Annotated in this window: 16 protein-coding genes and 1 pseudogene; 9 read left to right on the top strand and 8 right to left on the bottom strand. The window is 69.9% G+C overall.

The window, feature by feature from the left end; all coding sequences use genetic code 11:
• Positions 1–32: 32 nt before the first annotated feature.
• Positions 33–302, bottom strand: a complete 270-nt coding sequence (locus G9C85_RS03390; RefSeq protein WP_166036912.1) for a hypothetical protein — start codon at positions 300–302, stop codon at positions 33–35.
• Between the two features lie 242 nt (positions 303–544).
• Between G9C85_RS03390 and G9C85_RS03385 the strand changes: the two genes are divergently transcribed.
• Positions 545–1438: a tetrahydrofolate dehydrogenase/cyclohydrolase catalytic domain-containing protein gene (locus tag G9C85_RS03385; RefSeq protein WP_166036911.1), complete on the top strand. Its 894-nt coding sequence runs from the start codon at positions 545–547 to the stop codon at positions 1436–1438.
• A 21-nt stretch (positions 1439–1459) separates the two neighbouring features.
• On the opposite strand, the gene G9C85_RS03380 is transcribed toward G9C85_RS03385, so the two are convergent.
• The 5 genes from G9C85_RS03380 to glmM all read right to left on the bottom strand — a co-directional run bounded on the left by G9C85_RS03380 (position 1460) and on the right by glmM (position 7108).
• A complete protein-coding gene (locus G9C85_RS03380; RefSeq protein ID WP_166036909.1) occupies positions 1460–1918 on the bottom strand; it encodes a hypothetical protein in 459 nt (152 codons plus the stop codon).
• Positions 1919–2072: 154 nt separating this feature from the next.
• Positions 2073–2804: a TFIIB-type zinc ribbon-containing protein gene (locus G9C85_RS03375; protein ID WP_166036907.1), complete on the bottom strand. Its 732-nt coding sequence runs from the start codon at positions 2802–2804 to the stop codon at positions 2073–2075.
• A gap of 89 nt (positions 2805–2893) precedes the next feature.
• Positions 2894–3883, bottom strand: a complete 990-nt coding sequence (locus G9C85_RS03370; protein ID WP_166036905.1) for an ABC transporter permease — start codon at positions 3881–3883, stop codon at positions 2894–2896.
• A gap of 477 nt (positions 3884–4360) precedes the next feature.
• Positions 4361–5641 (bottom strand): ATP-grasp domain-containing protein, encoded by a 1281-nt coding sequence (locus G9C85_RS03365; RefSeq protein WP_166036903.1) that lies wholly within the window; start codon positions 5639–5641, stop codon positions 4361–4363.
• A 123-nt stretch (positions 5642–5764) separates the two neighbouring features.
• The gene (gene glmM / locus G9C85_RS03360) at positions 5765–7108 is read right to left on the bottom strand and encodes a phosphoglucosamine mutase (RefSeq protein WP_166036901.1); all 1344 of its coding nucleotides are present in this window, start codon (positions 7106–7108) and stop codon (positions 5765–5767) included.
• Between the two features lie 307 nt (positions 7109–7415).
• Here glmM and G9C85_RS03355 point away from each other — a divergent pair, with 307 nt between their 5' ends.
• The 8 genes and pseudogenes from G9C85_RS03355 to G9C85_RS03320 all read left to right on the top strand — a co-directional run bounded on the left by G9C85_RS03355 (position 7416) and on the right by G9C85_RS03320 (position 12470).
• Positions 7416–8150: a YhjD/YihY/BrkB family envelope integrity protein gene (locus G9C85_RS03355; protein WP_166036899.1), complete on the top strand. Its 735-nt coding sequence runs from the start codon at positions 7416–7418 to the stop codon at positions 8148–8150.
• A 192-nt stretch (positions 8151–8342) separates the two neighbouring features.
• Positions 8343–8726, top strand: a pseudogene (locus tag G9C85_RS03350) (hypothetical protein); the annotation flags it as partial.
• 262 nt (positions 8727–8988) lie between these two features.
• Complete coding sequence (locus G9C85_RS03345) at positions 8989–10038, top strand: DUF1028 domain-containing protein (protein ID WP_166038932.1); 1050 nt, start codon at positions 8989–8991, stop codon at positions 10036–10038.
• A 57-nt stretch (positions 10039–10095) separates the two neighbouring features.
• Positions 10096–10704, top strand: coding sequence for a hypothetical protein (locus G9C85_RS03340; RefSeq protein WP_166036897.1), 609 nt, complete (start codon positions 10096–10098; stop codon positions 10702–10704).
• A complete protein-coding gene (locus G9C85_RS03335; RefSeq protein ID WP_166036896.1) occupies positions 10701–11366 on the top strand; it encodes a hypothetical protein in 666 nt (221 codons plus the stop codon). Before G9C85_RS03340 ends, G9C85_RS03335 begins: the two co-directional genes overlap by 4 nt.
• A gap of 48 nt (positions 11367–11414) precedes the next feature.
• Positions 11415–11615, top strand: a complete 201-nt coding sequence (locus tag G9C85_RS03330; RefSeq protein WP_166036894.1) for a dodecin — start codon at positions 11415–11417, stop codon at positions 11613–11615.
• Positions 11616–11658: 43 nt separating this feature from the next.
• A complete protein-coding gene (locus G9C85_RS03325) occupies positions 11659–11898 on the top strand; it encodes a hypothetical protein (protein WP_166036893.1) in 240 nt (79 codons plus the stop codon).
• Between the two features lie 86 nt (positions 11899–11984).
• On the top strand, positions 11985–12470 hold the full coding sequence (locus G9C85_RS03320; RefSeq protein WP_166036891.1) for a cupin domain-containing protein: 486 nt from the start codon (positions 11985–11987) through the stop codon (positions 12468–12470).
• A gap of 39 nt (positions 12471–12509) precedes the next feature.
• Here the strand turns inward: G9C85_RS03320 and G9C85_RS03315 are convergent, their stop codons facing one another.
• Both G9C85_RS03315 and hisD read right to left on the bottom strand, forming a co-directional pair.
• Positions 12510–12875 carry an iron-sulfur cluster assembly accessory protein gene (locus G9C85_RS03315; protein WP_166036889.1) on the bottom strand — a complete coding sequence of 122 codons (366 nt, stop codon included), beginning with the start codon at positions 12873–12875 and terminating at the stop codon, positions 12510–12512.
• 385 nt (positions 12876–13260) lie between these two features.
• Positions 13261–14550: a histidinol dehydrogenase gene (gene hisD / locus G9C85_RS03310; RefSeq protein ID WP_166036887.1), complete on the bottom strand. Its 1290-nt coding sequence runs from the start codon at positions 14548–14550 to the stop codon at positions 13261–13263.
• Between the last annotated feature and the right edge of the window lie 394 nt (positions 14551–14944).

The raw sequence follows: 14944 nt of genomic DNA, 5'->3' as shown, positions 1-14944 counted from the left end.
AGCAGTTCCGGTGACGGTCGGTGGGGTGAGAGTCAGCGGTTGCGACCGTATCGGTTCCAGCCCATGTCGCGACGGACGCCGCTCCAGACGCGTCCTGCGTTCCAGACGACGGCGATTAGGACCACGCCAGGGACGACGACGTAGATTGGTGGGAAGAGCGCGAGCACCTGGCCGGCGGTGGTCGATTCGGCGGAAAGCAGTTCCTGGAGTGCAGTCGGTCGCTGACTGACGAGGTAGAGGACGCCGATCACTGCGACGACGCCCGTCGTCGACGCGAGTGTCGACAGTGGGCGCGTGAACACACGGCGGGTGCGCCGACGCAGGGAGTCGCGGAACCGACCTGCCTCCCTGGACGTACGTCGAGCCTGTCGCCGTACCAGCCAGGAGGCGAGTCGTCGTATCATGCGACTCGAACGCACCGCCGGCGCATAACTGTATCGTCGCCGACACGGACGATGCACACATTTGCATATATTTGGAGTCTGAGTGGGTGTTTTGAGCACGAATCCGAGGGTTTTAGGCGTGGACTGCCGTGGTGTCGACCATGACAGACGTCATCGACGGGAACGCGCTCGCGGACGAGATATTCGACGGCGTGGCAGCGGCAGTCGACGAGTTCGAGGCCGAGGGCGTCACGCCGGGGCTGGCGACGGTAATCATGGGCGAGGACCCCGCGAGCCAGACGTACGTGAACATGAAGCACCGCGACTGCGAGCAGGTGGGCGTGAACGGCATCCACGTCGAGGTCGACGGCGACGCCAGCCAGGACGAGCTCGTCGCGACCGTCGAGGACCTGAACGACCGCGAGGACGTGCACGCCATCCTCGTGCAGACGCCGCTCCCCGACCACGTCGACGAGCGCGAGGTCATGAACGCGATCGACCCGATGAAGGACGCAGACGGCTTCCACCCCGAGAACGTCGGGCGGCTCGTCGCGGGCGAGGCGCGCTTCAAGCCGTGCACGCCCCACGGCGTCCAGCGGATGCTCGCGCACGCCGGCGTCGAGACCGAGGGCGCGGACGTCGTCATCGTCGGTCGCTCGAACATCGTCGGGAAGCCGCTCGCGAACCTCCTCGTGCAGAAGGCCGACGACGGAAACGCGACCGTCACCGTCTGTCACTCCCGGACGAACGACCTCGAGGCGAAGACGAAGGCGGCGGACGTCGTCGTCGCCGCCGCGGGCGTCCCCGAGTTCGTCACGGGCGACATGCTCACCGACGGTACCGCGGTCATCGACGTCGGCATCAACCGCGTGGATGCAGACACGGAGAAGGGCTACGAGCTCGTCGGCGACGTCGAGTTCGAGAGCGCGAGCGAGAAGGCGTCGGTCATCTCGCCGGTCCCCGGTGGCGTCGGCCCGATGACCCGCGCGATGCTCCAGTACAACACCGTCAAGGCGACGCGACTCCAGACGGGCATCGACGCGACGCTCCCGTGAACGAGGCCGCTACAATTCGTTCTACTCGCCGAAGGACCCAACGAGCCATCCCGCGACTGCCAGCATCACGAGTCCAGCAGCGGCGGTGACGAGGACTGGCGTCGTCTGGGACGTGCCAAGGAGGACGCTGAGGGCGAACAACAGCGATAGAACGCCCACGATCGAGAGGGCACCGGCGACCCCGACCCGCCAGCGAGGGACGTCTCGCGCCAGACCGCTCAGTGCGTGAGCGACGGTCGCACCCGCCACCCCGAGCGCGAGGAGATACGCGGCGAAGAGGAGATCGTAGTGGTCCCCTGCCGATCCGAACGCGACTTCTAGCAGGTCGAATCCGACGATGAGGAGATATCCTGGAATCTGGAGTGGCTGAAACTGGACACCGACGGCGAGTCCGTAGAGACCGACGAGCACTCCGGTCGCGATACCGGTATCGCGGACGAAGGTCCGGGCGCGGTTCCCGATGGATTTCGCGGCGCTCATATCCGATCCTTGCTGTCATCGCAGCAAAACGTCACCGGCTGTCGGGAACGACACCGCCTGTCGTGAACGATATCGCGCTCGAACCTGCAGCTCGTCGCCTCCAGCCGACGCCCAGTGAAGACATCTAACGGCGGAGAACTCGCTATCCTGGCGGTCAGTCGCGGAGTCGGCGGAGGCGTTCGGTCGCGGTCACGACGGCGTCCTCGTCGCCGTCGCGGAGGTACGCGTTCAGTCCGCGGGCGGCCTCGTAGAGCGCGTCGGCGTCGTGGGGGTCGACGTCGCCCTGGAGCGCCTGCATGCGCTTCTGGTGGCTCTCGAGGCCGGTGAGGACGTCGGTCGCGGCCGGAGCGAGGTCGCGGTCGGTGGCTTCGAGCCAGTCCCGGACGTCTCGCCGGTACCGTTCGACGACGGCTGCGGTCGCGAGGCCGCGGGCCGCTCGCATCGACTCTGGGACCTCGCTGGCGTCCGGGCGATCGCCGGCGTCGGTGCCCTGCAGGAGCGAGAGGAGGTAGTACTCGACGGCCGACTCGTCGTCGAACGACTGCGTGCGACCGACGACGTCGACGGCGTTCGCGAGTTCGCGCGCCGCGATGCGGCGGCCGTCGAGTTCGACGAGGTCGCCGGCGTGCACGAACCCGTTCCCGCGCACGAACTCGCGGCACGCCGCCTTCACGACGTCGACGGCCTCGTCGCGCGGTCGGTCGTCCCACGCCGCGCGCGCCTCGGTCAGGTCGAACTCGGCGGGCGTCGTCGTGTGGAGCGCGCGGTCCTCGTCCAGGCCGACGCTCCGCATGCTCCCGCAGTCGGGGCACGCGACCGATCCGGTGTCGTAGTACGACCACCGCCGCTCGCACTCCGTGCACTCTCGCTCGCCGCGTATCTCCATGCCCGCCGGTTCGACCGGCAGGCGCAAAGGACCTCCGCCTCGTCGCCGGTCACGGAGATGGATTCCGCGGCCGAGGACCGCGGCGCGCCTCAATCCGTGTCGACGCGTGGGTCGACTGCGCCGAGGCCGACGTCCTGGAGGAAGTTCGCGACCACGCCGACGGCGGCGACGAGGACGACGATGCCCATCGTCGTCGAGACGTCCCGTGCCTTCACGGCGAGGATGCCGAGGTTGCCGATGCCAGGGAGCGCGAACACGAACTCGAGGACGAACACGTGCACGACGAGGATCGTCACGAGGTCGTCGAGGAACAGCGTCAGGAGCGGGAGCGCTGCGTTCCGGGCGACGTGGGCCATCACGCGCCACTCGCTCGCGCCCTTCGCTCGCGCGAGCGTCACGAAGTCGGCGGAGACGTATTCGAGGCACTGGGCGCGCGCGTACCGGACCTGGCTGCCGACGAGCGCGATCGTCAGGATGGTCGCGACGACAGCGAACTGGATCATCGCGTCGACCGTCCAGATGTCGAAGGGAACGCCGGGCACGTAGTACTTCCCCTCTGGCGTGCCGAGCGTGAACTCGACGAGGCCGAGTTCCGCGGAGAGCACGACGAGCGAGAGCTGTGCGAGCACGAAGCTCGGGACGCCGAACGCGAGGTAGCCGACGGACTGGACGAGGCGGTCGACGTACCCGCCGCGTTCGAGCGCGGCGTACGCGCCGAGGACGACGCTCGCCGCGAACCCGACGACGACCGCCGGAACGACGTACACGAGCGTGTACGGCAGGTGTCGTTCCAGGAGCGTCGCGACCGGTGGGCCGACCTCTCCGACCCGACTCACGGAGCGCCCCCAGTCGAGCGTGAGGAGGTTCCCGAGGTACGCGACGTAGCGGTCGAACAGCGGCTGGTTGCCGTTCTTCGCCGCTATGAGCGCCGGGATCTGGTCGGCGTTCACGTTGTAGTAGTTCAGGATGGCGGGCGCGGGGTCGGGGACGTTGACGACAGCGACGAAGACGGCGGTCAGTACAGCGTAGAAGGAGAGCGCGGCGACAGCGGCGCGCTTGAGGACGTACGTTCGACTCACCGTCTCTCACCGCCTTCGGGCTCGGCCACCCCGTTCGGTTCCGTGGGAACGCGACGCATGTCATGCCGCTGCGTCCGCGCCCCCTAAATGTGATACGAAGTGTCAAACGTCTCTTTGAGACATCGGCCAGCCGTGGACCGCGCCTGCCGGTGCGCTCCGACGCTTCCGTCGTCCGCGGGCCATCGGTCGTCCCCGCTGCGCCTGCCGGCGCGCGCTTCGAGTCTCGATTCGAACGTCGAAGCCGTTCGTGGGTTCAAGGAGCTGGTTCGCGACGTTCGAACTGCGGAGGACGTACCGTCGACCGCGCACGCCACGGGGGTGGCGGGCGGACAGGCTTGGATTCGCTTCGGCGACTCGGCTCGACGCGGCGGAGGACGCCGCCGCAATTCTCGCGTCGACCACGCACAGCGAGCGACCAGACCCCGCAGCGCGTTTCGCGACAACGGTGCACGGCGAGCGACGGCCGCGACGTCGTTCTCACCTCGATCGGCCGTCTCGGTCGTCGCCGGGTAAGACCACGCGGGCGGTGCGCTCGAGGAGCTGGGCGAACGGCCGCGGGTCCGAGAGCGAGAGCACGTCGAAGTTGGGTGCCGCGACGAGCGAGACGAGGACGGCAACGGACGCTCGGGCGAGCGACGGCGGCGTGGCGTGGGGGTATCGGTCCCTTGCGACGCTCAGGAGGTAGCTGCCCTCGCCGAGGAGCGCGTGGCAGCCGACGCCGGCGTCGTACTCGTCGGTGGCGACGCCACCGTCCGTCGCTCCAGGTGGTTCGCTGTCGACGGCGACCGGGCCGACGCCACCGTTTGGTTCGTCGGTCGCGAGCAGCCAATACGCTCGTGGGAAGTCGACGCCGGCCGCGACCGCGAGGGGGATCGACCCCCAGAACCGCGGGTTCACCTCCAGGAGCCGGTACGTTCCGTCGCGGGCGTCCCGGCGGAACTCGACCATCGCCGGGCCGTGCCACTCCAGCGCGTCGAGGACGCGACGGCCGGCGCGCGCGAGCTCGGGGTCGCGGTACGACTCCCGGTAGACGCTCGCCCCGCCCGCGTAGGAGTAGCTCCGGACGCGTCGATGCTGGAACGTCCGCACGGGCCGCCCGCGGTCGTAGAGCGCGAAGAACCCGAACTCGCCGTCGGACGGGACGTACCGCTGCGCGATGGGTTCGTGCCCCATCTCCGCGACGAACGCGTCGACGGACGGCTCCGTCCCGCCCTCGAACACCGCCGCGTCCAGCCGACGGGTTCGTCCGTCCTCGACGACGACCGTGTACCGGGGTTTGACGACGTACCGGTCGTCCCAAGCGTCGAAGTCCCCGACGAGGCTGGTGTCGGGCATCGGGACGCCCGCGGCCGCTGTGCGCTCGAACAGCCGACAGCGGTCCTGCGCGAGCGTCATCCGTTCGCGGCCCGGCCACGGCGTGCCGACGTGCTCGGCGAACTCGTCGCGGCGCGTGGACAGCACGTGCGCGTCGGCCTCCGTCAACGGCACGACCGTACGGACGTTCGGTCGTCGCGCGAGTTCGAGGAGGGCGTCGCCGTACCCGGAGACGTCCTCGCGTGGGTCCGGGACGATATGGGACTCCCCGCAGTACCGCGAGGCGAACGTCGGATGCCGTGGCTCCGTTGCGGCGACGACGACGCGGACGCCGTGGCGACCGAGCGACCGCACGACGGCGAGTGCGCTCCCGGTCGTGCCGGCCGGCACGACAACCGCGTCTGCGTCCTCGTTTCGGGAACCGGTACGCGTCGGTTCGGGCATTCGTCAGTTATTGTGACGTACATACACATCGTTATCCGTCGTCCTATTGGCTGCGTTCCCGGATAACGACAGCCTACTGACGCGTCGCTGGCATCCAACTCCCGATCGCCGAGTGGAGCATCGTTACGGCTCGCTCTCGAGCGCCGCGACGGCGTCGTCGAGGTACGCCCTGGCCCTGGCGGCGAGGGCGTCGCTCCGGTCGGCGTCGCGCGCCTCCGCGGTCACGCGGACGAGCGGTTGCGTCCCGCTGGCGCGCACGAGGAACCAGCCGTCGTCGGTGTCGACGCGCACGCCGTCGCGGTCGTTCACGCGCCCCGGGTCGTGGTCGGCGTGGACGGCGTCGGCGACGTACCGCATGACCGCACGCTTGTCGTCGACCTCGACGCTGTCGCGGCACGTCGGGTACGTGGGGACGTCCGCGGCCAGCTCCGCGAGCGGGCCGTGGTCGGCGACGAGCGCGCCGAGTCGCACCGCCGCCAGCGGTCCGTCCGGGCACTTCGTCTGGTCCGGCCAGATCCACGCGCCGCTCATCTCGCCGCCGAAGACGACGTCGTCGTCCTCGGTGCGTTCGGCGACGAACCCGTCGCCGACCTTCGTGTGGACGAGGGACGCCCCGACCTCTGCGAGCGCGTCGTCCACCGCGAGACTCGTGTTCAGTGGTGCGGCGACGACGTCGCCCTCGCCGGCGGCCGCGGTGGCGAAGATCGCCAGGAGGACGTCGCCAGGAAGGAACTCTCCGTCGGCGGTGACGGCCATCGTCCGGTCGGCGTCGCCGTCGTGCGCGATGCCGAGGTCCGCGTCGGTCGCGGCGACGAGCGCTGACAGCGACCCACAGTGCTCGGCGGTCGGCTCGCTCGGCCGGCCCGGGAACGTCCCGTCCGGCTGGGCGTTCAGCGTCTGGACGCTCGCACCGAGCCGGTCGAGGACGGTCGCCGTGACGCCGCCGGCACCGTTCCCGACGTCGACGACGACGGACAGCCCCGCGAGGTCCGCGTCGACGGCCGACTGGAGCGCTCGCACGTGCCGCTCGGTCGCATCGTCGAGTCGGGACTCGGTCCCGAGCGCGTCCGCCCCGACGAGGTCGTAGTCGTCCTCGCGGACGCGGCGCGCGATCGCGTCCTGCTGGGCGACGTCGAACGCCCGCCCCGTCGCCGTCCAGAGTTTGAGGCCGTTGTCCGGCGCCGGATTGTGCGAGGCGGTCACCGATACGCCCACGTCCGCGTCCGTCCAGCCGACGGCGCGCGCGACCGTCGGCGTCGCCGCCTGGCCGACGCGGACCACGTCGGCGCCGCCCTCGCGGAGCCCTGCGGCGACGGCGTCCGCGAGCATCTCCCCGCTCTCGCGCGGGTCTCGCCCCACGACCACGCGCTCGTAGCTCTCTGCGGCCACCGCACGCCCCACCGAGAGCGCGAGCGCGCACGTCACCTCGTCGCCGACGCGACCCCGAATCCCACTCGTTCCGAACATGCTATCGCGTAATCGCGTCCGGCAGGTAGTTATGCGTGGCGTAGCACCGCCGCCGTCGACCGGTCGGCACCGCCTACGCACCGCGACGGCCCCGCGAGTAACGGGATCGTACCCAGTCGACTGGCAGCGAATGTGTTACGGTACCAGACGAATAACGACTTTCTTCCCCGGACGAGGGTACACTGATGCCAGACGCTTCGTCCGACGAGCGGTCGCCGACCGGGTGCTGGCTCCGGGCGTCGACCGCCCCGTCGACCACGACCACCACCAGGGGTGTCGCTTCGGGCGTTCACGCCCGTGAGCGGTCGTGAGCGCGCCCTCGGAGACGGTCGAGCGGGCGCGTCGCGCGGACGTGACGTTCGTCGCCGCCGCCGTCGCGTACTACTGGCTCGGGTCGCTCGTCCCCGTGGCCGTCCTCGCGTTCGTCGTCGTCCAGGTCGCGTACGGGAGCGTGCTCGCGGACTGGTCGGTCCAGCAACTCGAGATCGCGCTCACGCCCGCCGGCCAGGACCTCCTCCATCGCGCGCTCCTGGACTCGACCGGCGCGACGGGACTCGGCGTCGTCGGAACCGTCGGCCTCCTCTGGGGGTGGTCCCGTCTCTACCGCGCGCTCGAATCCGCGTTCGAGCGCGTCTACGAGACCGACCACGAGGAGAGTCTGCCCGCGCGCGCACTCGCCGCGTGCGTCGTCGTCCCCGCGATCTGCATCGGGATGGCGCTCGCCGCCGCCGGCGTCGTCTCGACGTTCACGGGCGTCGTCTGGGACGCCCTGCTCGTCGTCGCGGTCGCGTTCGCGCTGTTCCCCGTGTTCGTGACGCTCCCACCGGAACGCCCCGGTCTCCGCGCCGCTGTCGCGGGCTCCATCGCGACCGCCGTCGCGTGGTCGCTCCTCCGGTACGCGTTCGACCTCTACGCGACGTACGGGACGTTCTCGCTCGCGTACGACCTCCTCGGCGGCGTCATCTTCGTCCTCACGTTCCTCTACCTCGGCGCGCTCGCGCTCCTCGTCGCCGTCTCCCTCACCGCGACGCTGGATTCGTAGAGCATCCCGGGAACCGCGACGCCCGGTGCGCGAGAAACGGGCGGGGGTCGCGACGACCGGCGAAACCTGCACGACCACCAGGCTTTTTGTCCCTCGGTCTCGCTCGTACGGACGCAATGACACGGAGTTCCCAGGCTCCTGGTCGAGAAATTCTCCGACGGTAAGCCGACCGTCGTAGCCGACGACCACGACCTGTCCCTGTGCGTCGGCGACGAAACGCACGACCTGAGCCGCGACGAAGCAGCACAGTTACGCGACGCGTTGTCGAACGCTCTCACGCGCACCACCGAGTACGTCCACACGACGGGCACGCACCGCGAGGACGGCAAGTACGTGGTCGCGCGCCGCGGCGCGGACTCCGCGGGCCACGAGAAGGTGTTCGAATCCTTCGAGGCCTGCGAGCGCCGCTACGACCGCCTCCCCGAGTCGTTCACGGCCGAGGACGTCGGCCGGAGCGGACTCACGGGCGGGCGTCGACACATGCTCGTCTGGCACTACGCCGAACATCCCTCGTTCGACTGCGAACTCGCCTCGCGACAACCGCTCACCGTCGAGAAGACCGGCGACGACGCGAGCGGAACGCCCGAGTCGGAAGACGCGCCCGAGTCGTCGAACGCGACCGAGTCGACCGACTCCGCGGACGCGACCGAGTCGACCGACGACGACCACATGGGGGTGCTACCCGCGGACGACTGAGGACTCCGGGCGCGGCAGCGACCACGTCCGCGCCCGCCCGAAGACCGCCACTCCCGGCCTATCGACCGATCCGCGATTAGCTTCCGGGACGACAGGGCTTTTGCCGGACTGCCGCGTGCCGTCGCGTATGTCACGGAAGCACATGGGGAGCGACGACCTGGAGCAGTCGAGGGCCCGACCGCGAGACAGCGACGACCTGGAGCAGCCGAGGCCCTCGACGTTCTCGATCGTCGCTCGCGACCCGGAGACGGACGCGGTCGGCGTCGCCGTCCAGTCGAAGTTCGTGAGCGTCGGGAGCGTCGTCCCGTTCGCGAGCGCGGACGCCGGCGCGGTCGCGACGCAGTCGTTCGCGAACGTCGCGTACGGCCCGGACGGCCTGGAGTTGCTCCGGGACGGCCACGACGCCGAGTCGGTCGTCGACGAACTCACCGAGGCGGACGACGCGGCCGAGGACCGCCAGGTCGGCGTCGTCGGCCAGGACGGCTCCGTCGCGGCGTTCACGGGCGACGAGTGCTTCGACGTCGCCGGCGACGTCCAGGGCGAGGGGTACACCGTTCAGGGGAACATCCTCGAGAACGACGAGACGCTGCCCGCGATGGCCGACGCGTTCGAGTCGACCGACGCCGGCCTCCCCGAGAAGCTGCTCGCGGCGCTGCACGCCGGGAACGACGCCGGCGGCGACTCGCGGGGCGAGCAGTCCGCCGCGATGTACGTCGCGAAGCCCGACGGCGGGTACGACGGGAAGAACGACCGCTGGATCGACGTGCGCGTCGACGACCACGAGCACCCGATCGACGAACTCGAGCGCGTGTTCAGGATCTACGACATCACGCTCCTCTCGCGCGAGGAACCCGACGACGTCCGCGAACTCGACGGCGAGGTCGGCCGCGAGGTCGCCGCGACCCTCGCCGACCTCGGGTTCTACGACGACGACCCCGAACCCATCGCCGACGAGGGGTTCGGTGACGCCGAGCGCGAGGCGCTCGAGGCGTTCCGCGGCATGAACAACTTCGAGAACCACGATTTGGCAGTGATCGAGGACGCGCTCGCTCGCGGCTGGCGCGACGCCGCCGAGGACGCCGATGCCGACAGCGATGCCGATGCTGACGCCGACGGCGATGGCGCGGCCGACGGAGAGTCGCGGATGATCGAGGCGATCTGGCACGGCCTCCAGCGCCTGGACCGAAAGTAGCGACCCGTCGACGACCGTGAACGTACCTTTTTGAGTGGTGGCCAGCAAGGGGCGTCCATGAGTGACGACGCCGCTGGCGGTTTCGACGACGACCTCGCCGGGCTGTTCGAGGATCATCGCGTGAACGCGGTCCTCGCGTGGCTCGTGATCGGGGCGGTCGTGGCGAGCGCCGCGACCGAGCTCGCGCTCGCGGACCTCACGTCGGCGCTGTTCGCGGTCGTCGTCGCCGGACTCGCCGTTCTGCCCGCGGTCGCGTACCGGAATCCGCGCATCATGCTGCCGTGGGAGGTCCTCGTCCTGGCGGCGCTCCCGGTGCTCGGCCGGCTGTTCGCGACGGTTCCGATCACGGAGGCGCTCGCGACGTACCTCGCGGTCGCCGCGGTCGCGCTCGTCGTCGCCGTCGAACTCCACGTGTTCACCGCGGTCCGGATGACGCTCGGGTTCGCCATCCTCTCGGTCGTCGTGTTCACGATGGCGGCCGCCGGCGCGTGGGCGGTCGTGCGCTGGGCGATATTCGGGCCGACGTTCGTCGCGTCGAACGAGGCGCTCATGATCGAGTTCGTGTACTCGATCCTCGCGGGCGTCCTCGCCGCGTTCGTCTTCGAGTTCTACGTCAGGCGGACCGCGAACCTCGACCGTCTCCCGCCGGAGGTGAGTCGGCGATGAGGATCCGCGACCGCTTCGGGATCTCCGAACGCACGCAGGTCAAGGTCACGCGCCTGATGGAGCTCGCGCTCGTCGGCCTGCTGTTCGTCGGCGTGTACGAGCTGAATCCGGGAATCGTCGTGAACTGCGCGGTCGGCCTCCTCGTCGTGCAGCTGCCCGCGATCGTCGAGCGCGACTACGAGGTGCCGATGGACGCCGCGCTCACGCTCTGGATCACGACCGCGGCGTTCCTGCACGCCCTCGGGACGGTCGGGCTCCCCGGGATGGAGAGTTCGTTCTACCGCACGCTACCGGTGTGGGACGACGTCACGCACGCGCTGTCGGCGAGCGTGGTCGCCGCGGTCGCGTACGCGACGGTGCGCGCGTTCGACGAGCACTCGGAGTCGATCTCGCTCCCGCGGAAGGTGACGTTCGCGTACGTGCTGGCGTTCACGATGGCGTTCGGCGTCGCCTGGGAGGTCCTCGAGTACGCGATCACGCTCGCGACGGGCGTGGTCGGCGTCGACACCGTCCTCACGCAGTACAGCGTCGAGGACACCCTCGGCGACCTCGTGTGGAATACCGTCGGTGGCCTGCTCGTCGCGCTCTGGGGCCACCTCTACCTCACGGACGTCGTCGGCGCGCTCCGCGAGCGCCTCGCCACCAATTCTCGCGAGGCATGATACCACGCCCCTAGGCTTACGTCGGCCGCGGTCGACCACCAGAACGCGATGGTATTCAAGAAGATCACCCTGATCGGCACCAGCCCGGAGAGCTTCGACGCCGCGGCCGACGACGCGATCGAGCGCGCACAGGACACCCTCGACAACGTCCACTGGATCGAGGTCGAGGAACTCGGCGTCGAGGTCGCGAGCGTCGAGAACCGAGAGTACCAGGCCGAGGTCGTTGTGGCGTTCGAACTCGAGGGCTGACCGCCACCGAAGACTCTTCTCGGTCCACACGGAATCGAGAGCCGTGTCCGGAGTCCCCAATCGCAGCGACGTCCTGCTCGCGGCACTCGTCCTCCAGGGTGCGATGGTCGTCTGGTACGTCCCGCACCTGGCCACTGACTTCGCGACCGGTGCGTCCGATCTGGTCGCGCGCCTCGTCGCGGTCGGGACCGGCCTCGCCGCGATCAGAATCATCTACTACGCACGAGACGGGTCCGACGGCGACTCGTCGCGACGGCCCGGCGACGGGCCGCGCGGGCGGTGACGGCGCGGGCCGCCGCGGACCGCTCCGGCGCGGTGTCGACCGGCGGACCCGAACTTCTTTCGCGAATCTCCGCGAACCGCCCGCGCATGGAGCCAGTCGACGAGAGCGACCTCGAGTGGGAGGAGTTAGAGCGCGGCGACGCGGCGTTCCGACGGAAGCGCCTCGCGGACGCCGCCGGCGCCGGCGACGACCTCGGCTGTAGCCTCTACGAGCTCCCGCCAGGGAAGCGCTCGTGGCCGTACCACTACCACACCGCGAACGCCGAAGCGATCTACGTCCTCGACGGCGACGGCCTCGTTCGACTCGGCGACGACGAGTACCGCGTCTCCGCTGGATCGTACGTCCATTGCCCCGCAGCGCCCGAGGGCGCGCACCGCGTCGTCAACGACGGCGACGACCCGCTCCGGTACCTGATGGTGTCGACGATGGACGAACCCGAGATCATCGAGTACCCCGACAGCGAGAAAGTCGGCGTGTTCGCCGGGTCGCCGCCCGGCAGCCGCGCGGACCGCAGCGTCCACGGCTACTTCAGGACCGACGACGCCGTCGACTACTGGGACGGCGAAGAGTGAGAAGCGAGCACGCGAGTAAGAGCCGCAGTCGGCGAGCGATCAGGTCCGGAACGATTCGCCGCAGCCGCACTCGCTGACGACGTTGGGGTTCTCGACGTGGAACCCCTCGCCCTGGAGGCCGCCTTCGTACGCGAGGTGGCTGCCCTCGACGTAGTCCAGACTCGCGGGGTCGACGAACACCCGGAGGCCGTGGTGGTCGAACACCGAGTCCTCGTCGGCGGGCTCGTGCTCGAACCGCATCCCGTAGGACAGGCCCGCGCACCCGCCCTGTTTGACGAACAGGCGAAGTCCGGACTCCTCGACGTCCATGCCCTCGCTCTCGATGAGCGAGAGCGCCTCCTCGGCGGCCTCCTCGCTCACGGTGAGACTGCCACCCGGTTCGGCAGACGCGCTTTCCGTACTCATGGTCGTACAACGGACGGGGAGCGAGTTAAGGCTGGCGTACAACCTTTTTTCTGCGTCGGGTGGCCCTTCGGGCCACCACTCCTTGAAAAAACGTTGATGAAAAAAAGGCCGCTCGCGCCCGCTGGGCGCTCGCGGTGAACCGGCGGCGGAGCCGCCGGACACGGGACATCGGCACTACCGTGACGGCTCAGCCACCGCGACGGCACCGCGACCGCTCAGCCACCGCGACCGCCCTGCGACCAGCCCTCGTCCTCCCCAGCCGATTCGTCCGGCGGCTCCAGTCGGTCGCCGCCGGACTCATCCCTCGCACGGTATCGACGCAGCCGCGCTCGTCGTCACTCGCGCGCTGCGTCACCGCGCGCCGAACGGGGTGGTGGTCGCGGCGTCAGTCGCCCTCGGCGCGGTCGAGTCGCTTGCGGACGCTCTCGGCGTGCGCTTCGAGGCCTTCGGCTTCGGCGAGCGTCGTGATGGTGTCGGCGAGGTCGCGGAGCCCGGTGTCGTCGAGGCGCTGGACGGTCGTGGAGCGAACGAACGCGTCGACGCTCAGGCCGCCGTGGCGCTTCGCGCCGCCGTTCGTCGGGAGGACGTGGTTCGTGCCGGAGGCGTAGTCGCCGGCGGCCACCGGAGTGTTCGGGCCGAGGAAGACGCTCCCGGCGTTGTCGACGCGGTCGAGGAGCGATTCGTCGTCGTCGGCCTGCACGACGAGGTGTTCGGCGGCGTACTCGTTCGCGAACAGGACGGCTTCGCTCATCGAGCGCGCCAGGAGAACGCCGGAGGCGTCGTTCGCGAGCGCGTCGCGGATCGTGCTCTCGCGGTCGCGTCCGTCGACCTGGGCTGCGACGGCGTCGACGACGTCGTCCGCGAGGTCCGCGTCGTCGGTGACGGCGACGACGCTCGCGTCCGGGTCGTGCTCGGCCTGCGCGACGAGTTCGGCGGCGACGAGTGCGGGGTCGGCGGTGTCGTCGGCGAGCACGAGCACCTCGCTCGGGCCGGCGAGGAAGTCGATGTCGACGTCCCCACGGACTTCGGCCTTCGCCGCCGTCACCCACTTGCTGCCCGGTCCGACGACCTTCTGGACGCGCGGCACGCTCTCCGTGCCGTACGCGAGCGCCGCGATGGCTTGCGCGCCACCGATGCTGTACACTTCGTCTGCGCCCGCAGCGTGCACCGCGGCGAGCGTCGCTGGATTCATCTCCTCGGCGGGTGGTGTCGCGACTGCGACCTGGTCGACGCCAGCGACCTTCGCCGGCACCACGCCCATGATGGCGCTCGATGGATACGCTGCCGTGCCACCGGGTGCGTAGACGCCGACGCGCGAGAGCGGCCGGAATCGTCGTCCGAGTTCGCGCCCCGGCGAGAACTCCTCGCGCCAGTCCTCGGGGACCTGGCGCTCGTGGAACTCGCGGACGTTCGCGACCGCCGCGTCGATCGCGTCCCGCACGTCGTCGCTCACGCGGTCCTCGTACGCGCGCTCGGCGTCGTCGCCGACGTCGAGGTTCCCGACGGTCACGTCGTCGAACTCCTCGGTGAACTCGCGAACTGCGACGTCGCCCTCTTCGCGCACGCGCTCGACCACCTCCCGTACCGCGTCCCGGGCGCCCTCGACGCCGGCGTCGCGTTCGAACAGCGCCGCGCGTCGCTCGGTCCCGAGGTCCGCGATCTCGTTGACGTCCATGCCCGAGCCTTCGCCACCCCCGCGAAAAGGCGTTTCCTTCGCGCGGCCCGCCGTTGGGGTCGCCCAGGCGTCGCCGCTCTCGGTGGGGAGCGACGGCCCTGGCGTGCCGTCTCCCACAGGTGCGAGTTCACTCGATTGGAAGAAGATGCGGGTCGAGCGGCCGGTCGCGCTCGAGACGCCGTCGACGAGTCGTCGCGATGCCGTGATCGCGACGACAGGCACCCGACCCAGAGGTCGGCTCGCTGCGGCGTCCTCGACGGGACGCCCGCCCGGGGGGGAGGGTCGGACGTCCGACGCCGAGGCCATGCCCGTGGTCGGGCACGACGCGGACCGCTCGCTGCATTTTGCAAAACGAACGAGCTTAACTAAAGCCTATTGCTTACGGAAATCTATG

Source organism: Halorubellus sp. JP-L1 (assembly GCF_011440375.1).
Classification (GTDB): domain Archaea; phylum Halobacteriota; class Halobacteria; order Halobacteriales; family Natrialbaceae; genus Halorubellus.
Note: the sequence above shows the minus strand (reverse complement) of the source record. Positions and strands in the feature narration are given on the sequence as shown.